Source organism: Neolewinella xylanilytica, from assembly GCF_002934605.1.
GTDB classification, from domain to species: Bacteria; Bacteroidota; Bacteroidia; order Chitinophagales; family Saprospiraceae; genus Neolewinella; species Neolewinella xylanilytica.
In genome coordinates this window covers 42229-64603 of the sequence record NZ_PTJC01000007.1, presented here as the reverse complement: position 1 = coordinate 64603, position 22375 = coordinate 42229, and the positions used below count along the sequence as shown (strand labels likewise).

The 22375-nt window shown below is 62.3% G+C and carries 10 protein-coding genes; 4 read left to right on the top strand and 6 right to left on the bottom strand.

From position 1 onward, the window contains the following. Nucleotides 1–32 precede the first annotated feature (32 nt). The gene (locus CLV84_RS18295) at nt 33–878 is read left to right on the top strand and encodes a metallophosphoesterase (protein WP_104421283.1); all 846 of its coding nucleotides are present in this window, start codon (nt 33–35) and stop codon (nt 876–878) included. Between the two features lie 10 nt (nt 879–888). Here the strand turns inward: CLV84_RS18295 and CLV84_RS18290 are convergent, their stop codons facing one another. Both CLV84_RS18290 and CLV84_RS18285 read right to left on the bottom strand, forming a co-directional pair. Then, nucleotides 889–1941, bottom strand: a complete 1053-nt coding sequence (locus tag CLV84_RS18290; RefSeq protein ID WP_104421282.1) for an outer membrane beta-barrel protein — start codon at nt 1939–1941, stop codon at nt 889–891. Nucleotides 1942–2141: 200 nt separating this feature from the next. Next, a complete protein-coding gene (locus tag CLV84_RS18285; protein ID WP_104421281.1) occupies nt 2142–3194 on the bottom strand; it encodes a hypothetical protein in 1053 nt (350 codons plus the stop codon). A 123-nt stretch (nt 3195–3317) separates the two neighbouring features. Here CLV84_RS18285 and CLV84_RS18280 point away from each other — a divergent pair, with 123 nt between their 5' ends. The 3 genes from CLV84_RS18280 to CLV84_RS18270 all read left to right on the top strand — a co-directional run bounded on the left by CLV84_RS18280 (nt 3318) and on the right by CLV84_RS18270 (nt 12747). After that, nucleotides 3318–7454 (top strand): DEAD/DEAH box helicase, encoded by a 4137-nt coding sequence (locus CLV84_RS18280; protein WP_146088871.1) that lies wholly within the window; start codon nt 3318–3320, stop codon nt 7452–7454. Nucleotides 7455–7707: 253 nt separating this feature from the next. Then, nucleotides 7708–11142, top strand: a complete 3435-nt coding sequence (locus tag CLV84_RS18275) for a PKD domain-containing protein (RefSeq protein ID WP_104421279.1) — start codon at nt 7708–7710, stop codon at nt 11140–11142. A gap of 231 nt (nt 11143–11373) precedes the next feature. Continuing rightward, nucleotides 11374–12747, top strand: a complete 1374-nt coding sequence (locus tag CLV84_RS18270; protein WP_104421278.1) for a Gfo/Idh/MocA family oxidoreductase — start codon at nt 11374–11376, stop codon at nt 12745–12747. Nucleotides 12748–12950: 203 nt separating this feature from the next. On the opposite strand, the gene CLV84_RS22360 is transcribed toward CLV84_RS18270, so the two are convergent. The 4 genes from CLV84_RS22360 to CLV84_RS18250 form a co-directional block, all read right to left on the bottom strand. Beyond that, nucleotides 12951–16247: a T9SS type A sorting domain-containing protein gene (locus tag CLV84_RS22360; protein ID WP_104421277.1), complete on the bottom strand. Its 3297-nt coding sequence runs from the start codon at nt 16245–16247 to the stop codon at nt 12951–12953. 481 nt (nt 16248–16728) lie between these two features. Continuing rightward, complete coding sequence (locus tag CLV84_RS18260; protein WP_104421276.1) at nt 16729–16959, bottom strand: hypothetical protein; 231 nt, start codon at nt 16957–16959, stop codon at nt 16729–16731. A 71-nt stretch (nt 16960–17030) separates the two neighbouring features. After that, complete coding sequence (locus tag CLV84_RS18255) at nt 17031–19343, bottom strand: glycoside hydrolase family 127 protein (protein WP_170067770.1); 2313 nt, start codon at nt 19341–19343, stop codon at nt 17031–17033. Nucleotides 19344–20012: 669 nt separating this feature from the next. Beyond that, on the bottom strand, nt 20013–22232 hold the full coding sequence (locus tag CLV84_RS18250; RefSeq protein ID WP_104421274.1) for a glycoside hydrolase family 127 protein: 2220 nt from the start codon (nt 22230–22232) through the stop codon (nt 20013–20015). Nucleotides 22233–22375: the final 143 nt, after the last annotated feature.

The window sequence follows — 22375 nt, the reverse complement described above, 5'->3', positions numbered from 1 at the left end:
GACGACCGGCCATCGCTCCTTTACTTTACCGTATGCAGCGAAGAACCTTCCTCAAAGCCGCCGCGCTCACTACCGCCGGAATCACCGCCGTCACCGGATTGTACACCTGGCGGATCGAGCCGTACTGGCTGGAATTCGTCCGCCGGGATATGCCCATCCGGAATCTACCCCCAGCGCTGGAGGGCAAAACACTGTTGCAGATCAGCGACATCCACGTGGGTAACCGTTTTGATTACCAGTACCTCATCGACTCCTTCCGGGAAGCCCAGGCCCTCGACCCCGATTTCGTGGTCTACACCGGCGATTACGTCAGCTACGAAGGTCCGGAGCAACACCGGCAACTCGACGAGGTACTGGCGCACACCGTACGGGGGAAACTGGGCACCGTAGGCATCCTCGGTAACCACGACTACGGAAAGAACTGGTCGGAGATCGACGTGGCCGAGCGCATTAACGAACAGCTGACCGCTGCGGGCATCACCGTGCTCCGAAATGCGCGAACGACGGTGGCCGATCTCACCTTCCTCGGTATCGACGACTATTACAGTCCGAACTTCGCGCCCCAACTGATCATGGAGCACCACGACCCCGCGGCGCCCACCGTAGCCCTTTGCCACAATCCGGACGTCTGCGACCTCGACGTGTGGAACGGCTACCGGGGCTGGATCCTGGCGGGGCACACCCACGGCGGCCAGTGCAAGCCGCCCTTCCTGCCACCGCCCTTACTCCCCGTAGAGAACGAACGGTATACGGCCGGCACCTTCGACCTGTACGACGGGCGTACGCTGTACATCAACCGGGCGCTGGGCCACCTGTGGCCGGTGCGGTTTAACGTGCGGCCGGAGATTACGGTGTTTCGGTTGCGGGGGGAAGCCTGACGGATAATTATTACCGCAAAAAGAATCGTACCCCGACCGGCACGCTGACCGCCGTACCCCAGTCTCCGTTGACCGCGTTCCGGTTGAGGGTTACGCCCGTTTCCAGCGCCAGGTTGTCCCGCACGAACCACTGTGCGCCCACGCCGCCGAAGAGGGAAAAATCATTCCGGTCAACGGGTAGGTCGCCTAGGGCAGCATCGGTCCGATATACTAAACGCCCTACCCCGGCACCGGCCTCTCCGTACCAGACCAGGTTGCGGTTCGTCGTAAAGTAATAGCGGCCACTCAGCGAGGCCAGGATCTGCGAGCTTCGGAAGGAACGGTCAACGGAGGTCGTACCGAAGTTGTACCGGCCCCCGCCCGCCCCGACGGAGAGGCCCGCCGCGATGCGGTCGGTCAGGAAGTAATGGCCGCCGATATTTACCGCGCCGTAAGTGACGTCCCGGGCGAATGTAGTCTGCAAAAGCTGACTACCCAGCATGACCGATCCGGCGCTGAAATTACCGGCCGGCTTGCCTTCGCCGGACCGTCGACCGAGGACAATCTCGATTTGGCCGCCAAGTACGAGAACATTCCTCCGGCTGCGTAGGGTATAATCAAGGGTCGGTCCGACCCGGATACCGGCCAAGAGGGGAAACTGCAGGCCCGCCCCCAAATTCAGCTCTTCCAGACCGTACACACCATCCTTGTTCACGCCCACTCCGGTACCAAGCTGTCCGTACACGCCGAGGCGCTCGCCGTTGATGGCGTAATACCGTACGTAAGGATTTACATAAACGTTCCAGTAGTTGAATTCACTCGAAGCGGTAGCGGCCGGGTAGCGAGTGGTCAAAATACCGAGGGTGCCGCCCACCACCAACCGATTAGTCAGGGCGTAACCGTAGGTCGGCTGAAGGGAAAATTGGCTGACTTTGGTATCGAAGTCGTAATATATCCCCCCCAGGTCACTGGACGTCGAGGCTGAGGATTGGTTGCCAAGGGTTACGATGTGATCGCCCCGTTGGATCTGGGCGTGGGCAAAGAGGGACAGCAAAAAGAAAAGAAGGGTAAAGGTGTTTTGCATAAGGGTTGTAGTTGTTGCAACCAAAAGACTTCCGAAAGTAAGGGGTCAGTTGGTTGATGCGTTAAAAATATAGGTGGTGGCGGCCAATACCGGGCGGGTAACAGGGGGCCTCCTGAAGCGCGCGTAAACTATCCCGGTTTCCATTCGCCAGCCGACGACCAAGCCCCTTGTGACGGAAAGTAGTTGCACGATCCTGCCGGCTACCGCAAAAAGAACCGCACCCCGCCCGTCACACCAATGTTTGTATAGCCGTCGCCATCCTGGGAATACCGCCGCAACTGCGGGCCAAATTCCAGCGCGATGTTATCCTGGAGGAAATACTGACCTCCTGTTGCTGCCGTATAGGCGTGCTGCCTCGATTCAGGGGTCCCGATGCTACTCTGGTCACTCCGGTCAGAATGAAATATACTATACCCGGCGCCCGCCTCCGCGTACCAAAGCAATCTTCCAACGGGAACCAGGTAATAGCGACTGCTTAACGATGCAGAGAGCCGGTAAGGCCATTCTACAGGTCGCGTGGTGGGTTGAAGGTCTACTCGTCCCACGGCAACTCCCAGCGACAGCCCCACCGCCCAGCGCTTTGTCAAAAAGTAGTGCCCGCCGAGGTCGACAGAGCCGGACGTTATAAATTTACTCAGGCCGATGCTAGCCAGCTGCCCGCCAAGCATTAGCGCTCCGGCACGAAGGCTGCTCACGGGGGATGCTCCATCCCGTCCCTTTGAGTTTAGGACGACCTCGATTTGCCCGCCCAGTGATAGATAGTTTGTGCCCGACCGCACGGTATAGTCCACCGCCGGTCCAACCCAGACCCCAGATGTCAGCGGTACCTGTAGGCCGGCCCGCAGGTTTACCCGGTCGAAGCTGGAGAACGTTTGTTGAACGAGGCCCAACGTGCTACTAACCTGCCCGTATACCCCCAGTCGTTCCCGGTTCACGAAGTAGTAGCGCAAGTAGGGATCGAGCGAGACACCCCAATTCCACTGTCCAAACCATCGGCTAACCATACCGTTCGGGGAGCCACCCACCACCAAGCGATCGGTCAGCGCATACCCATAGGTGGGAGCGAGAGAAATGTAGCTGTACCGGTCTCCCAATACAAAGCCCAGTTCGCCAAAATCAGCCGCATGGAACAGTTGAGTGGGGCCTTCTAAACTGTACGTTTGGTTAAGCGTGACGATGTGATCACCGCGCCGAATCTGGGCGTGGGCAAAGAGGGAAATAAGGCAGCAGAGTAGGGCAAAGGTGTGTCGCATTAAGGGTGCAATAGGTGGGGCCGAAAGATTCCTGAAATCTAGGGGCTTTCTGCTGACGCATGAAAAAAATTTGCGGTGCGCTCCTCCCACCAAAGTGTACCATGCCCGTTGAAAAACCAGCTGATGCCACTCCCTCATGCTACCTTGCCCCCGATCAGCGACCGCATGCCACTACCCCCCCTCACCGAAGACCAGGGCAAATGCCTGGACGCCCTGCTGATCAAGGGTGATTATACCGACGCGGACGAGGTAGCCGAATTGCTCAGCGAAGCCGGAATGGCGCAAAGCTCCGGGCGGCCCTTCACCCGCGCCGCCGTGCACAAGATCCTCAAAGACCTGGACCGCGACCTGATCGACGCCCCGACCGTGGGGCGGATAACCGCAGACCGCCGGATAGCCTTACTCGGGCAGCGGGGGGTGGCCGCCAACCCGCAACTGAAGCAACTGGCCGCCACCGCCCTCCGCTACGATTCGCCCCGGCGCAGCCGTTTCGGATTCAACTACCGCGGCCAGTACGGCGCCAGCGCGGGACTGGCCCTGATCGCCGACGACTACGCCGCCTTCAACCAACACTACCGCCAGTTCCAGTATTATCACCACTCCGGCTACGGATCGCCTCCCCCCACCCTGGTCGAGCAGCTTAAGCTAGTGGCGGAACCCGACTTCTGGACGTGGCGGGATATCGGATTGCAGTATTTCCTCCTGGCCCAGCTCAGTCGGCACCCGTCCGCACTCGACGATCGGATGACCGCTACGGCCGCGGCGATTCTGCAGCGCCAGGACTTTCTCGGCATCGAAGCTTACCGCTTGCCCGAACGGGTCGGGATCCTGCGCCTCGACGCCCTGCTACAGGATGAAGTTATCCGCCGCAAGCACTTCGACCTCGACCAGCTCTATACCCTGGTCAGCGGCGGCGACACCGACGGTGCCCTGCTGCGGGAGCGACTGGACACCTCCGAAGGCGACCTCGATTTTGTCGACTTCGCCTTCCTGGCGGCCGCTTACCGCGCCGGCACCATGGACGCCGACGCGATGGCCATGCACCTGGCCACCAACCACGAAACCCAGACCAAGGCCGCCTACGCCGCCTTTGCCTTATGGGCCGAGGACCGGCGCGGCCGGAAAGTAACCGACGCGGACCTGGCAAACGCCGTCGCCGAGGCGCCCGCTCCCGACCGCCTGGAAGCCATCGTCCTGCTCTGGGTGGCCAACTGGCTGGGATTGCAGCTTCCCGCGGAGCTCACCGACCGCACGATCGCCACCGCGGCCCAGCTGCTGACTGACCGGCAACACCCCTACGTCCTGGGCGAGCTGCTGAACGGCCTGGCCGCCCTGCTGCCCCTGCACCCGGAACGAAGCAACTGGCAGCGTGCCGCGGAGGAGCTGGCGCAGCGGCACGGCTTCCACTACCTCCTGGCCCTGCAGCCCGTGCGCCCCCGCTGGGAAAGCGCCCTGCGGCAAGTGGAGCGGCTGGTACTAGCGGATAAGCGGAAGACCAAGGCGGAGGAGGGCTCGGTGCAGCAACCGGCCCTGCGTACCGTCTGGATCGTGGATTTCGACCGGCACGACATCTACCCCAAGGAACAAAAACTAGGCCCCCGCGGCTACTCCAAGGGCCGTAAACTGCGGTGGGACGAGCTCTTCCAACCGGCTTTCCGACAGTACCGGGAGCCACAGGACCTGAACGCCGTCCACGGACTGCGGTACTACGACGGTCGGCCGGTACGATTGGACAGCTATCTAAACGACGACTACGTCACCATCCACTTCGAACGGCTACTTTACGAACTGGCCGATCATCCCCGGCTGCTGCTCGGTGAAGGAAAACGCCTGCCCCTGACCGTGACCGTCGGCCAGGCCGGCGTCACCGTAGAGGACCGGGACGACATGCTCCAACTGCGGTTCGAGCCGCCGGTGACCAGCCCGGGTAACTACCAGCTCCGCCAGGTCACCCCCACCCGCTACCTCGTGTACCACCTTAGCGACCGGCAACGGGAGCTGGCCGCTTCCATCGGCTACGGCCTGGACGTACCCGCTTCGGCCCGGGAACGGCTGGAGGCCACCATCGAGGGCATGCGCGGCGACGTGAGCGTACAATCCGATACCGACCTACTGCGGAGCGACCTGCCCGTCGTCTCCGGTGCCACGCGGCTCAGTCTGCACTTGCTACCCCTCGGCGAGGGCTACCAGGTGCAGCTGCTCGTTCGCCCGGTAACCGACCCGCCGCTGTATTACCCGCCGGGAGAGGGCATGCGGCGGAATCTGGTAGCCGGGGAGGACGGCCGGCGCATCCTGGAGCGGGACCTCGAGGCGGAAACGGAGGCAGCCCGTGCGCTGGTGAGCGATTGCCCCTCCCTCGGTGCGCCCATTGCCGGCAGCAACGAGTGGGAACTCACCGACGAACACGCTACCCTTGCCTTCCTGCTGGAACTGCAGGAGCTGGTGCAGGCCGACCGGGTGGAGGTCGAGTACCCCCGCGGCGAGCCCCTGCGCCTGACGTCCCTGGCCGACTTCGACAGCCTCAAGCTGCGGGTGGGCAAGAAGCGCGAATGGTTCGAGGTAAGCGGGGAGTTGCAGCTCGACGAAAATCGGGTGCTCGACCTGCAGCTCCTCTTCGAGCAACTGCGAAACAACAACAACGGCGGCTTCATCCGGTTGGGAGCCGGGGAGTTCGTGGCGCTGACCGACGAGATGCGGCAACGTATTCAGCAGCTCGACGGCATGCTGCACGAGCGCGGCAAGAGCCGGCAACTGCCCGTCCTGGCCGCCGCGCCCTTTTCGGAGCTCCTGGAAGGCTTCGACGACGTGGCGTACGATGCCGCCTGGCACGAAAGTCTCCAACGGATCGAATCCGCCAGGCACCTGCGCCCCGCCGCCCCGAAAAATTTTCACGCCGACCTGCGGCCCTACCAGCGGGAGGGCTACGACTGGCTGTCCCGCCTCGCGGCCTGGGGCGTCGGGGCCTGCCTGGCCGACGATATGGGCCTCGGGAAAACCGTACAGGCCCTGGCCGTACTGACTATGCGCGCGGAATTGGGCCCCGCCCTGGTGCTGGCCCCCGCCTCGGTAGTGCGCAACTGGCGGGCGGAATGCGAACGCTTCGCCCCGGCGCTCACGCCCATCGTACTGGCCCGGCGCAGCGACACCCACCTGCTACCCCAGCTCGGGCCCGGCGACCTGCTGCTGGTGAGCTACGGCCTGCTGACCTACGTGGCCGACGAGCTCACGGCTATCCCCTACGCTACCGTGGTGCTGGACGAGGCCCAGGCCATTAAGAACCCCACCACCCAGCGGGCGCGGACCGTTCGCGAGCTGCAGGCCGACTTCCGCATCGCCACCACCGGCACGCCGATCGAGAACCACCTGGGCGAGCTGTGGAGCCTCTTCCGCTTCCTGAACCCGGGCTTACTGGGGAGCAAAAAGACCTTCGGAGAGCAGTACGGAGCACCGATCGCCGCGGGTGATCAAGGGCGGCGCGACCAACTACGCCAACTGGTGCAGCCCTTCATCCTGCGCCGCCGGAAGGACGAGGTACTCCGCGAACTGCCGGCCAAGACCGAGGTGGTGCTCACCGTCACTCCCACGCCCGAAGAGGCGGCCCTGTACGAGGCATTGCGCCGGGAGGCCCTGGCCGAAATCGCCGAGGCCCCGCCCGAGAAAAAGAAATTCATCGTGCTGCGGCAACTGACCAAACTGCGGCAGGCAGCTTGCCATCCGCGGCTGGTCCGCCCGAAAAGCAAGCTCCCCGGCGCGAAGCTGCAACTGGTGGCCGAAACGGTGCGCGAGCTATTAGACAACGGCCACAAAGCCCTCGTCTTCAGCCAGTTCGTGAAACACCTGAAACTGGTGGAGGACTGGGTGCGGGAGGCCGGCATCCCGTACCAGTACCTCGACGGCTCCACCCCGGGCAAGGAGCGCGAACGGCGGGTGGATGCCTTCCAGGCGGGCGATGGGCAGCTCTTCCTGATCAGCCTGAAGGCGGGCGGTACCGGGCTGAACCTCACCGCGGCCGACTTCGTCCTGCACCTCGACCCTTGGTGGAACCCCGCCGCCGAGGACCAGGCCAGCGACCGCGCCCACCGCATCGGGCAGCAGCGGCCGGTGACCGTGTACCGCTTCGTGAGCGAGGGAACCATCGAGGAGAAAGTGCTGGCCCTGCACGCCGACAAGCGCGACCTGGCGGACCAAATCCTGGCGGGGACGGGAAAATCGGCCGGACTCGAAATCGAGGAGATTTTGCGGATGCTGGGGCCCGGATAGGTCCCCCTAAGCCCACGGCGTTCAGCGGATCCCTCGACCCCTTGAACCGGGGAATAGCGCAGCGACGATCAGGTAATCATGCCCGCCTACGACAAGGATGGCGCCGGCGCGCGGGAGCCTGTTTAAATACCCAGAAATAGGGATCAAAATACCCATCCATCCCGGTAACAAACGCCGTGGCAGCGGTACAAATACCCTGCTGACGACCAGGTCCGCATCCTGGTCTCCTTTTCACACTATTCAACAACACAGCATGTTACCTACACACTACCCATTTTTCCGGCGCGTCACCCGTGGTGACTACGCCCCGCTCCGCAAACCGATTCTTCACCTGCTGCTCCTCTTCCTGTTGCTGGGCAGCCTTTCGCTGCAAGCGACCCACTTCCGATATGGCTCGATCAGCTGGCGCCACCTAGGGGGAACTACGGTGGAATTTAAAATCCAGCAATCGTGGCGAATGTCCGTCGGGTACGGTTTCCCCGGGATACCTTCCGTCGGCAGTACCACGCCGCAGTTCGTGGACGCCATTTACTTCGGTGACGGGGCGTTCCAAAATTTTCAGTTGACGGTCACCGCCGTCAACCCGACCGAAGACTGGTTCTTCGGTGAGACCACCGTTACCCACACGTATGCCTCCGCCGCGGAATACACCGCCTTTTTCTTTGGCTGCTGCCGCATTGCCGGACTTGCCAACGCGCCCCAGGGCGACTGGTACGGGCAAACGATCGTGGACCTAACGGGCACGAACTTCGGCAACGATTCTCCGATCACGGCAATCTCCCCGATCGTTAACCTGGTGGGAGGCACCAGCAGCAGTTTCTTCCTGCCGGCCACGGATCCGGATGGCGATCCCCTCCGCTACCGCATGCCCACGGCCAGTGAATACCGTAGCGGAAATATTTCCGGACAGACGGTTACGCCAAGTGGTACGGTCACGTTGAACACCGGCGGAGCCTCCGTGGGCGACCTGTTCGTGGTCATCGTCGTGGTAGAGGATCTGGACAACAACGGCAATCCCAAGAGTATGACGATGGTCGATTTTCTCGTGCGGGTGGTAGAATCCTCCGCGCCGCCGGCTTTCGACTACGCCATTACCCCGCCGGATAACAGCGTGATCTTCGTCGGCCCCGGCCAGCCCGTGAACTTCTCCGTTCGGGCCAGTGACCCCGACCCCAGCAGTACGGTCACCCTTAACGCGGTCGGCTCCCCCCGCGGCAGCACCTTTACCCCCGGCCTGCCGACTACCGCGAACCCCGTAAGCTCCACCTTTAGTTGGACGCCGGCCCTCAGTGACATCGGGACCAACGTCATCAACATCACCGCTACGGATAACGGCGGCACCCAAACGTCGACCAACGTTTCCATCGTGGTCAGCCAGCGGCCTACCTTCGACGTTCCCCCGACGCCGGCCACCAGCACCCACAACGTAGTCACCCCCGGCGAGGAAGTGACCTTCACGGTGCAGGCCTCCGATCTCGACCCCGCCGATCCGGTTTCCATTACCGAGGCGATCCACAAGGTGTCCGGCGATGATTTCACCAGCCTCGGGGCGACGCTCACGCCCGCCCTCCCCACGCCGGCCGCCAACCCTACCGCTACGGTCTTCAGCTGGACACCTACCCAAGCACAGTGGGGACACCAGCACGTAGTATTCAAAGCGGAGGACAGCTTTAGCGAGACCAACACTCACGAAGTGGCCATTCTCGTCAACACCACCCCAGTCTTCACCAGCACTCCGGAAACGACCGCAACCGTCGGCGTACTGTATACCTACCTCATCGAGGCCATCGACCCCGACATTGACTTCGGTGACGCCCTGGAAATCCTGGGACTGGGCCTTCCCGGCTGGCTGACGATTACCGACAACGGCGACGGCACGGCCGTGCTTAGCGGCACCCCCGCCGCCGGCGACGTGGGTACCCACACCGTCACGGTAGAGGCGCAGGATATCTATCACCATCAGAACGTGCCCGCCGTGCCCAGACAAATGTGGCAACTCGAGGTGACCGGCGACGACCCCGGCGGCACCAGCTATGCCTCCTTCTGGCTGGAAGCCGAATGCGCCGAAGTAGGCACTTACTGGAAGTCCGTCAGCGATAACGCAGCCTCCGGACAAACGTACATCTACGCTCCGGGGAAACGCTCGGTCAGCAATCCGCCGCGGGACATTCCCGACACCCGCGTTCGCTTCACGGTGGAAAAGGCTGAGGCGGGATACTACACCATGATGGTCCGGCTGTTCGCTCCTAAATCGGATCGCGATTCGTACTGGATTCGCGCGAACGGCGGATCGTGGATCAAGTGGAACGCCATCGAGTGCGGGCAGGACTTCAGCTGGGCCACCTTCCCCGATTCGCTACAGCTGACCGCCGGAACCAACACCATCGACTTTGCTTACCGGGAGGGAAAAACCCTGCTCGACAAAGTGTATCTGGCCAAAGCCGCTACCATGCCCACCGGTTTCGGTAGCGATGCCACCAATTGCGGTTCCCCCGTCAACCAGGCCCCCGTAGCCCTCATCTCCGCCGATCCGTCGGGTGGCATCGGCCCGCTGACGGTAGACCTGGACGCCAGCGAAAGCTACGACCCCGACGGCACCATCGCCGACTATTCCTGGAACTGGGGCGGAGGCAGCGCGAGCGGCATGACCACCCAGGTAACCTTCGCACCCGGTAGGTACGCCATCACCCTTACCGTCACCGACGACCAGGGTGACCAGGATACCGACATCGTATCCCTCCGCGTCCTCGACCCGACCGCCGATACCGACGGCGACGGCGTACTCGACGGAACGGACAACTGCCCCGATGTCGTCAATGCCGGACAGGAGGATTACGACGGCGACGGAGTGGGAGACGTATGTGACAAGGATATCGCCCCGCCGCCGCCCTTCGTATTCGAAGCCGAGTGCGCCGATCGCAGCAACCTCTGGCGGCTCTTCGCGGACACCGACGCCAGTGAGAACCTGTTCGTTGCCTTTACCGGCTGCCGGTGCATCGAGGAACCCCAACGGCAGAAATCCGAAAATTTCCTCCACTTCAACCTGACCACCACCACCTCCGATACCTACTACTTGTTTCTCCGTATCGGCACCCCGAACGTCGGACGCAACTCCTTCTGGGTACGGGTAGACGACGGTGACTGGATCAAGATGTGGAAGGAAGCCGATGGAAGCCACCTGCTGACCAGCGGCATGGAATGGCGGAAGGTAAACGACGACACCCGGGAAGTTTCCTTCGACCTCGACCCGGGCAAGCATACCATCACCATTGCCCCCCGCGAACCCGGCACCAAACTGGACAAAGTGATCCTGAGCCCGTATGACGTACTACCCACCGGTGAGGGTGATATGGCCACCAACTGCACCGAGGCTAAATCGCAGGACCTGGCATCCCTGCGGCAGGGAGCGGTAGTGTACGACGATGCGCTATTCGCCACCGAGCCCGTAGCGGTCTACCCGAACCCCACCGTGGACCGGCTGACGGTGGAGCTGACCGATGGCTACGTGGGTGAAGTCAATATGACGGTAACGGATATGATGGGCCGTACGGTCCGCCAGCGTACCGGCAATAAGGAGGACCAATACTTCCGCACGGAGTTTTCGGTGGCCGAGCTGCCGGCCGGCCCCTATTTCCTGCGCATACTGGAGGGCGATTGCCAGTCCTTGCAACGGTTTGTGCGGATGTAATCGGCTAGTTGATTTACCACTCCGAGGGGTCGGCGCCATAAGGGTGCCGGCCCCTCTTTTCGTAGCAAGCGACCCTACCCAACGGTGGGAGTTGGCCGACGGACCGTGGGAACGCCCGGAAATTAGCGTAATTTGCTCCGCTCCCGCGCGCCGCCGCCCACCGATGGTTTTCCCTGCGGTTGCAGCCATCGAACCGAGGCATGCGGGTCCGCGCTTTTAAGTATTTCCCGTATGCCCACCCGTACCCGCCGGCGCTTTTTGCGCCAACTTTCCACCGGATTGCTTGCCGCGCCGTTACTGACGGACGCCGCCGTCGCGCAGACCTTGCCCGCCCCGCCCGCTCGCCCGGCCCCCAACGACCGCATCAACCTGGCCTGCATCGGCCTCGGTATCCAGGGTTTCAGCGATTTGGCCGCGGCCCTTCGGCACCCGAACGTGGAGCTGGTAGCGGCCTGCGATCTGTACACCGGCCACCTGGAACGTTTCCGGGAAGTTTACGGGGCCGATCCCTTTCTGACCCGTGATTACCGGGAGATACTGGCCCGACCGGACGTGGATGCAGTCATCGTAGCCACCCCCGACCACTGGCACGACACCATCACCATCGAAGCCCTCGACGCGGGGAAGCACGTCTACTGCGAGAAACCAATGGTCCAGCAATTGGCGGAGGGCCGGGCGGTGCTCGACGCGGAAGCGCGCAATCCGGGCATCCTGATCGTGGGCAGCCAGCGCGTCAGTTCCATCCTGACCGAACAGGCCCGGGAAATCTACCGCCGTGGCGACCTTGGGCAGCTGGTACTGGTAGAAACCTTCAACGACCGCTTCGACGCGCTGGGCGCCTGGCAGTACTCCATCCCCCGCGATGCCTCCCCGGAGACCGTCGATTGGGACACCTTCCTCAAGGATACCGGAGCCCTTCCCTTCGACGCCCAACGCTTCTTCCGCTGGCGCAACTACCGCGATTACGGAACGGGGGTGGCCGGCGACCTCTTCGTCCACCTCTTTTCCGGCAGCCACCGCATCCTGGATTCCCTCGGGCCCGAGCGGATCTACTCCACCGGCGGTCTGCGCTACTGGAAGGACGGCCGTGACGTGCCCGACGTATTCATCGCCAGCTGCGACTACGGCGAGCAGGATAGCCACCCGGCCTTCAATATGCAGCTGCGGGTCAACTTCGTCGACGGCGGCGGGGGTGGCTCGCGCACCCGCTTCGTCGGCACCGAGGGCAGCCTGGAGGTCACCGGTAGTGCGCTAACCCTAAGGCGTAAAACGCTCCCCACCGCACCCGGCTACGGCGGTTGGGACACCTACAATACCTTCCCCGAGGCTACCCGCGAGGAGTTCGAAACCTGGTACCGCGATCAGTACCCGCCCGTAGCGCCCACCGTGGTCGGCCCCGAGGAATGGACCTACCGCACGCCGGAGGGATACAGCGACCACGTGCACCACTTCGGCAACTGGTTCGAGGCCATCCGGAACGGCGGTAAGGTGGTGGAAGACGGCGCCTTCGGTTTCCGTGCCGCCGCCCCGTCGCTGGCCGCGAACCTGAGCTACTTCGACCGGCGGGTCGTCGAGTGGGACCCGGTGGAGATGAAATTGAGATAAGGCGGTCGCCTGGACGTAGGGCTTGGCACCTATTCCGGCCTGATCGGCATTATTTTCCAGCGCTCCGCCGCCGTCCTTCGCCGTTCCGGTACCACGGACCGGCTACGAAAGGGAACACGCGCTCATCCGAGAATCGTCTGCCGAACACGATAAGGGCCCACATCCAAAGATTCCGCCACTTGGCCGTGGCTTCGAAGGTTCGATCACTGCTTTACGAAGCGTTCGATCGTCTGGCACTGACCCTGAAGCAGTTGGAGGTAGTAGATGCCGTGCGGCAGATCCTCCACGGAAAGCTCGCTGCGTAAAGTACGGTCCTCCTTGTAACGGCGCAGGTGGCGTACTTGGCGACCCAGGGCATCCACGACGGCAAAGGCGACCTCTCCCGTATACCCGTCGCTCAATTCCACCGTGACGATGTCCGTGACGGGATTAGGGAATACGGAGAACCTGGCCGCGGTAAACATCGCATCCTCGTAGGGAAATACTTCCTCTCCCGACGCTTTACTCAGGGAATAGGTCGAGGACAGCAGGCAATTTTGGGCGGCAGCACCGGTGCCGAGGGGAAGGGCATCCGTAGTCGAGAGAAGTATCTTGTCTAACTTGGTTCCCGGCTCCCGGGGAGCGACCGTGACGGTGTGTTTGCCGGGACCGAGGTAGAAAAATACCGGATCTGCATCGTCGTTTACGCGCCGCCACTCGAAACCGGAGGTCAGGAGTGGACCACCATTCGATTCCCGCCACATCTTGATCCAGTTGCCGCCGTCTACCCGTACCCAAAAGGAGTTGCGACCGACATCGGGGGCCTCTAGCCGGAAGAAGAGGTAAAAGGTATCCTCCTGGGGGCTAACGAAGTCGTAGTTCAAGTGCTGATCCGCCTGCCGCATCGTCGGCTCCCCTTCACAACGGCAGCCGGTATAACTGACAAACCTATTGCCGCTCGCCTCGGTGCTTTCACTGAGTCTCCAGTTGCGGTCGCGGACGGTACATTCCGCTTCGAAGGAAAAGGGTGGTGAGCTTGGTATCCCGCTGGGAAGCGTCACCTTCAGGGCCAGGCTGGTAGTATTGGTATTACCCGTATTATCGGTCACCTTCAATTTCACGGTATAGACCCCGGCGGCAAAAATTACCGTTGGCGTCGGACCGGTGGCACTACCACCTTGCCAGGTCCAGGCATACTGTACGATCTGTCCGTCGTAGTCGTAGCTCTCGCTACCATCTAGGTGTACCGTGAGCGGGGCGGCTCCCTGCGTCACCGAAGCGGTAGCAATGGCCGTAGGCGGCTGGGGAGCCAGGATGGAACAGTTCGTCGACGGTTCGCCGAATCCGGTGGGCTGGGTGGGATCCCGGGCCAGGAAGAGTTTATCGATGATGGTCCCCCCCTCGCGGAAGGCAATGTCGACGGTATTACTTCCGGCCGAGAGTTCCAGAAGAGTAGGCAGGGTAGCCCAGCTGAATTTCCGGTCGCAATCGATGTTGTTCCACCGGATCCAATGGCCACCGTTAGCGCGGATCCAAAATGAATCTTTGCCGGAGTTCCGGGTAAAGGCGCGGAGGTGCAAGAAATAGCTCCCGGCTTCGGCCCGTTCGACAGTAAAGCGGATACGGTTGTCGGGTACGTCCGCCGGCGGGCGGACGGTAAATCGTTGGCCGGGCGCGTATACGAAGGCATGGTTGGAAGCGTCGCTGTCAGCTACCACTTCCCAGTTGCTCCCCACTACGCCGCACTCCGCTTCCAGCCAGTATCCGGATAGCGTACCGCTTCCCGGCTGACACGCATCTCCGACACCATCTCCGTCGGTGTCGGACTGATCGGGGTTGGCGATCCCGGGGCAGTTGTCGGTTTCTATGGACGTTAGTTCGGTTTCCAAGAAAGCATCAGCGGGCCGTGCGCAGGCGGCGACAACGTCCTCCGGGTGGCCGTCGCCGTCCCGATCAACGTACCAGCTTTGACCGGGGTAGGACAGTGGATCGTTGTCGTCGCAGTCCAGGGAATTACGAACGTAGCCAATGGGCTGGAAGCATGCTTCTTGCGCATCATTGGGATCACCGAATCCGTCGGCATCGGCATCGGCGTAGAAGGTCGTCGGCACACTGACGGAACTATCGTAAGGATCGCAATCTCCCGTATCCGCCACCCCGTCATTGTCGTCGTCCGTATCGCAAACGTCGCCGATGCCGTCCCCATCGAAATCCTCCTGGCCGGGATTATAGGTAGTCGGGCAGTTGTCCTCATCGTTGTCGATACCGTCATTGTCGGTTACATATTCAACGGCGCCTATGGAGGGGGGGGTGCCCCTGAGTTCCCCGTAAAAATCCGCCGTCACCTCCGACACGGCGACACCGGCACCGGCCAGGGCGCTGGTGAATTGGGGATCGATGCTAATGGAGTGGGCCCCCTGCCCTGAAGTACTTTGCCATTCCTCCAGGTCCGTCACGGTTGAATTTTCCCACCGCCCCAGGTAAGTACCTTCAGTGAAGAGGTCGTTGTAGTCCATATCTAGCGAAACGGCACCGTAAACCACCACCGCCTTCTCCTTGCTTGCTTGGAAGATATTGTTCTTGACCGCTACGTTCTTTGCGAAGGTTAAGTCGAAGGCTGGAACGTTGTTCCCGCTTGCATTCACGGTGTTGTGATAGAACTGGAGATAGTCCGCATTGGACAAACCAACCGCCAGCGATTTGGTCGTAACGGAAATGAAATTGTTCGCCACCAAGACCGGGGCGGCCGGCGTACCCTTCCAGCTGTTCACGCAGAGCCCGCAATCACCATAGTAAAACGTAACCGTTCCCCTAATCCTGTTCCCGGTAAACGACCCGCCCTGTAGTGATTGAAGGTAAACGCCGGTATAAAAGAAATCCTCCACCAAGTTACCCGTGATCTCCGTGCCCGTGGGTGGGGAGCTAGCCGATCCACTAAAGTAGATTCCGTAAGACGCACCCGTGATCCGATTGCCCCGAATGCGAATGTTACTGGCCAGCGACGGTTTGAGGTAAAGGACCGCGTGGTCGGGGTCGGGGGCGGCCACCTCCGCCCATAATTGGTTGCCTTCGATTAACAAATCGTCCGCCTGGTTAATCACCTCCAGCGCCCTGCCGTCGAAAGAGGTGGCCGTAATTTCCAGTTCCAGCAGGCGGATGTGGGAGGCATTATTTAGCCGGATCACGTATTTCCCTTGGGAGGTCACGGTTACCTTCCCGACAACGCCCGGCATAGGCTGGAAGGTAATCGTGTTGGTGGCCGATGTGCCGGAGATTTTCCCTATCTCCACCTGCTCGTCGTAAGTGCCCTCCGCTACGTTAAACACCACCGCTCCCGCGATGCCCTCGGTGATTAGATCCGCTACCGCCGCGTTGATCGTAGCGTAATCCGGGGCGTTTCCCCCGATGGTGAATGTCCCTTGAAGCTGTGCAGGTAAGGGGGAAAAGCAAAGTACCAAGGCAAAAGTCGCAACCAATTTTTGCAGTTGGGCCAGAAGGGCCCGAAACGGATCGTGTGTCATAGTGATCTAGCAGTAGTTTAAGCAATAGGACTGGCTGGCCCGCAACCCTGAAGTGAGGAAGTGATCAGCTCCACATATTCGTTTTCGGGTTTTGGCGTGCGATACGAGGCAGGCCTTTTCGGTTGGGCCCACCACCTGATTCAGGAGATTTAAACCATGGATGTTGTCCTTATCCAGCACCTCACGCTTCTTCGGAGAAGAGGAGTCGGATGCGAAAGATTAGCAACTTCCCCATAGCTGTTTTATGGAGGACCTGGCCCTGTTACCCCCAAAAAATCCAATCCTACATTATCGCAGCCGGTAGCTGGGGGGAATTCCCGGCCACGGGGTGCGGACATCCGCGGGAAATTTTACCAGCGGTAAAGTTGCGTGTCTTAGGTGCCGGGGTTACGCTGCTCCGAAAGGCTGTACGCCGCTCCTCCCGGACGAAGTTAATTTACAGCCTATTCTGGTTGCGCGAAGTGAAATGAAAAAAAATTTTTTACCGCTCCAGCCCCCGCTGGGCCCAGTCCATCTTGATAAAGCCGGCGGTCTCCTCGGCACTGTCGAAGGGGGAAACGGGATGACCGTCGCTGAGGACGCGGTAGCGGCCCGGGCCGATCACCTCCACGGAGGTTCCGTGGGCGAGGTGGACTTGCTTATCGTCCGCTTTTTCCACGCTAAGCCCCTCGGACTTAAGGGCATGACGGAGGTTTTGGATATCGTCGGACATGATTGCTTGCTTTAGTTTTTGGGAAGATAGGTATAGGGCCGGCGGGTAGGTGGCGTGAGCGGTGGAAAGCTCTACGATCCCTTCACGGTACGTGCGTAAAAGAACGGGCCGGCCCGGTGCCCGACGTGGGGCGCGAACTTCACCGTCACGCTTTCCTTGCCGGCCGTCAGGGCTTCCGGGAGGGGGTAGCGGACGTCAATGAAGCGCCCATCCGCCTTGCCGCTGATGTTCTCGGTGGCGATCAGCTCGCCGTCCACTAGAATATCAAAGGTCTTGGAACCGGTGAATCCGCCCCAGTACTCGAGCACCAGCGCCATGGGCGCGTCGGGTGTTACCGCCATGGTGAAGGACAGCCAGCCGCCGCGCTCCGACCCCCTGGCTTTCCGACCGCGGAAGTCCTCCAGCTGGTTGAGGTCCTCACCGGTGAAGTGGTGGTCGCGTTCTGGTTGCATCTCCCCCGGCTGGAATTCGTCGAAAGTAATGGCTTCCAGCTCCCGTTTGCGTTCCCGCTCCGCCTCGTAGGCGGCCTGCCGTTCCCGCCACTGCCGGTCGTTGAAGAGGTCGAGGTAGACGGAATAGTTGCGTTCGTGCACCCGGTAAAAGGGCCGCAGCTCCACCTCCCGGGGCGTCCCGATCCCTACGGTACGGAAGGTACTGGCCGCACCGGCTACCGGCTCGAGCCATTCGGCGGGGTCGCGGGATTCCGACATCAGTACCGGAACGTAGTCGGACGCCTCCGCCCCGACATCACCCTCCGGCCCGAGATCGGCCGCCAGCACCAGGGGACCGTGGAAGACGGCGATCCGGCTGCTGTCGTCCGGCATCGCCTCGAGGTGCAGCGAGAAGGGCATCTCCAGTTTTACCACATCGCCGTCGGCCCACTCGCGGGTCAGTCCGACGAAGGTGCCCGGCGCACTCGCCGCTTCCTGTGGCTCGCCGTTGACCGTGAGCGTGATGCCCGCCGTGGCCCAGGCCGGGTGGCGCAGGTAGAGGGTGAGCTCCCGGGGGGAATCCATGGCCAGGGTGAGTTCCGTGGCGGCTTCCTCCGGATACGTGGTTTGCTGGGTAACCGTCACGCCCCGTTCGGCCCAGTCGAGCTCGGAGGCAATGTACTGGCTCACGTACAGCTCGTTCTCACCGTGGTAGTAAATGTTGGCGCCGTACTTGCTGTGGGTTTCCATGCCGCTGCCTACGCAGCAGGTGAAATACTCCGGGTCCTGATATTCCTTGTGTCCGCCCATTTCGAGGGAGAGGTTGTAGATCACTCGGCCATCATCGGGGTGCTGACTGGACAGGATGTGGTTGAACAGCGCCCGTTCGTAGTAGTCGGCCACCTCCGCCCGTGGCTCCCACAGAAAGAGGTGGCGGGAGAGCTTGAGCATGTTGTAGACGTTGCAGGTCTCGGTGGTGCCGTCGCTGAGGCGGTGGGTGAGCGCGTCGGGCGCCCCGAAGTACTCGAAATTGCCGTGGCCCCCGGTGACGTAAGAATGGTGGTTAACTACGCGATCCCAGAAGAATTCCGCCGGCGCCCGGTCTGCTTCCTGCCCGGTAATTTCGTACAGCCGCGCGGAAGCGATCATCTTCGGGATCTGGGTGTTGCCGTGCTTACCGGGCAGGATATCCTCGCCCCGGGCCAGGGGGTCTACGATGGCTTCGTGGTGGAAGCGGCGCGCGATATCCAGGTAGCGTTGCTCCCGCGTATCGGCGTACAGATCCGCGAGGGTTTCCTGAACTCCCCCGAATTCGCAGTGCATGACTTCCTGCATATCCTCGTTGCTGAGGGGCAGGACGATCCCACCGATCCAGTCGGCGAAGTTCCGTTCCACTACCAACGCCCGTTCGATTCCGAGCAAGCGGTAGGCGTCCCGCAGCCCCGCCAGCACCTTATGGTGGGTGTAAAAGGGTGCCCAGATCCCGTTGAGGTCGAAGCCCTGAGAACGAACCTCCCCCTTCGCGATCTCCTCCTCGAAGATGCGCTGACCGTTGTCGAATGCCCCAAGGTACCCGCCGCCGTTGGCTTCCTGGACGGTGGCCAGCTCATCCACGATGTACACCGCCCGCCTGCGGAAGGTATCCCGCCCCGTGGTCTGGTGCATGAGGGACAGGGCGCTCAAGTAGTGGCCGAGACTGTGCCCCGCCAGCGATTCGGCCTCCCAGCCGCCGTAAGCTTCGGCCTTCGGCGCAAGCCCCGCCTGGATGCGGAAGCGGGCCAGCAGGCGATCCGGATCGTAGGAAAGCAGGGAGGCCTCGTTCAGCTCGGTGGCGTGCCGGAAGGGGCCGTCGAGCAATTTGACCTGGTGCAGTGGGAACGGTTCCACGGGATGGCGATCTTGGGCGAACAGGCTGGCGCTTAGCGCGACGAGGAGCAGAATTACCTGGTACATATGCTGGTGGACGGTTGAGGTACTAATGTACGTCGTTGAGGACCAGCCATAGCCCCCTGGCCTAACGAGCGAAGCGAGCATCCCCACCCATTCACTAATTCAGTCCCTCAACCATTCACCATTCCCACCCGTCGGCGGACCAGCTATCGCTGGGCAGACGACTGATGACCGGCGGCGACCAGCAATAGCTCCTGGTCCGCCGAGCGATAGCTCGTCTGCCCAGGAGGCGAGTCTTCCATTCCGAACCGTCGGCGGACCAGCTGTCGCTGGGCAGACGACTAACGCCCAACGAGCGAAGCGAGCATCCCCACCCATTCACTAATTCAGTCCCTCAACCATTCACCACCCCCACCCGTCGGCGGACCAGCTATCGCTGGGCAGACGACTAGTGCCCGACGAGCGAAGCGAGCATCCCCACCCATTCACTAATTCAGTCCCTCAACCATTCACCCCTTCAACCCGTCGGCGGACCAGCTACCGCTGGGCAGACGACTGATGCTACTCCACAATCACCTCATACAAGCCCGTAGCATACGCCTCCGGCAAGTCGACCAGCAGCCGAACGCCGTCCGTCTGCACCGTAGCGAAGGTGACGGTATTGAGCTCGTCCTTGGCGATGGGGTAGTCGCCCTGCGGCTCGACCGCCGACCAGCCATCGCCGGTGCGGTATTAAACCTGCCAGTCGGCGGGGATGCGGCAGCCGCCGTCCGGGCCGTCATCGAACCAGTAGACGCTCACCTTCGACACATTGGCCAGGGCGGGCAGGTCCACTTGGATCCATTCGCGGCTGTCCTTGCGGGGCCACCAGTGGAAATAGGGGACGGAGTGGTCGTTGGAATGCGCCGGCAGCAGCTGATCCCGGAGGGCCAGCAGGGGCTTTTCCTCCCCCAGCGAGGAGGTGAGCGTACTGGTGTAGGTCAGCGTAGGCGCCGGGCTCGGTTGGGCGGTCGCTTCCGTAGTCGCCAGCCACACGGCCATTTCGCCGGGGCCGCGGTTGTTCCAGAGGTGGTAGGGGACAAGGGTGAGGGGCCGGGGTTCCGAAGTCGACAGGCTGCCGTCCAGTTGGCGGTCCACGGTACGGGCCCGGCCGCGCAGGACGTAGATGCCGCCTAGCTCCCCGGAGCGCTCCGCCCGCACCGGCGTAGTCTCGTCCACGACCAGGTTGAGCACCTCCCCGTGGTTGTCGGCCCCCTCGGCGGCGTACACCAGCGGACCGCGCTCGAAGGCGACCCGGCCACTGTCGGCGGCCACGCGCGGATCGGCCCGTACGGCGTGGACCGGCAGGGGAAAGTCCACCTCCACGCGGTCGCCTTCACGCCAGGTGCGGTCGAGGGTGAGGTAGCCGTCGGCGTCGGTGGTAACGGGTACGATCGCGTCGTTGACCGTCACGGTGAAGGCCGGTAGCTCCGGGTCCGCGTAGCGGTACAGATCGCCCGGGGTGGGGGCGTTGCGGACGTAGCCGGGCACCCGCAGGCGCAGTCTCGCTTCCACCGGGCTGGCGGGGTCTACGTACAGCCGTACCGCCCCCTCCCAGGGGAAGCCGCTCTGCTGGCGTAAGCGAAGGGTGGTGCCGGCCAGGTCCAGCTCCGTCTCGCTGGAGACGTACATATTCACGTAGATGTCCTCATCCCGGTAGGCGTAGAGGTACTCCGGCATCGAGGGCAGGGTACGCGCCACGTTCGGCGGGCAGCAGGCGCAGCCGAACCATTCGCGCCGCTCATGCTGCCCCATGCTGGCCAGCGGATTGGGGTAGAAGAAACGGTCGCCGGAGCGGGAGACGCCGTCCAGGACGTTGTTGTACAGTGAGCGCTCCAGGACGTCGATGTACTTGCTCTGCCCCGTCATGAGGAAGAGCCGGTGATTCCAGCGCACGACGCCCACGCCGGCGCAGGTTTCGGCGTAGGCCGTCATATTCGGCAGCTCGTAGGCCGATCCGAAGGCCTCCCCCGCCCCCGTGGCGCCGATGCCGCCGTTGAGGTAGTACTTGCCGTCCACGATATCGTGCCAGATGCGGTCGATGGCGCGACGGTAGGCGCTGTCGCCCGTGATCGCGGCCACGTCGGCCATGGCGGTCCACATGTAGGCGCCGCGCACGGCGTGTCCGACGGCGGCGGACTGCTCGGTGACGGGCAGGTGCGACTGGTCGTACTCCTTCGGGTTGCCGATGCCCGGTCGGCCGCGGACGTCCAGGAAGTACTTCGCCAGGTTGAGGTAGCGCGTCTCGCCGGTCACGCGATAAAGCTTCACCAGACCGAGTTCCACCTCCTGGTGGCCGGGGTAGTTTTCGGTCTTCCCGGGGCCGAAGGTGGCGTCCACCAGGTCGGCGCTTTTGATCGCTACGTCCAGCAGCGAGCGCTTACCGGTGGCGCGGTAGTGGGCCACGGCGGCCTCGTACAGGTGGCCGAGGTTGTAGAGCTCGTGGCTGAGTTCGTGCACCAGTTCCCAGCGCTCGGTACCCGCCCAGGGGTGGACGTTCTTGCCGATGGTGCGGGTGGTGTAGAGGTAGCCGTCGGGTTCCTGGGCGGCGGCCACCAGCTCGATCAGGCTGTCTACCCGGGCTTCCATCTCCGCGTCCGGGAAAGTCTGCAGCGAGTAGCTGGCCGCCTCAATGATCTTGTAGATGTCGCTGTCGTCGAAGGGGTACTCGGTGCAAAACTGCCCCTCCATGCGCCCGGCGGCCATGCGGAAGTTGTCGATGCGCCCCGATTCCTGGCTCTTCGCGATCGCGATGGGGATGGTGACCTCGTGGTTGGTGCGGATCTTGGGTTGCCAGAAGTCGTCCTGGATCCTTACTTCGGAAAAGGAGACGGGTGTAATGGGATAGTCCTGTTGGGCTGAGGCAAAAGTCGCCAGCAGCAGCAGGAAGAGCAGCAGGATCGGGTAGCGCATGGGAATTGGATTGGCCGGTACGAAATGTACCGAAAGATTCGCGCATGCAAAGTGGGCGCCGTGGCGCAGGTAGAATACTTACCCGCGGTGGAGGGAAAACGGCCCGGTTTTGCGGATATTTACCGACCGTATAATCCCCTGAC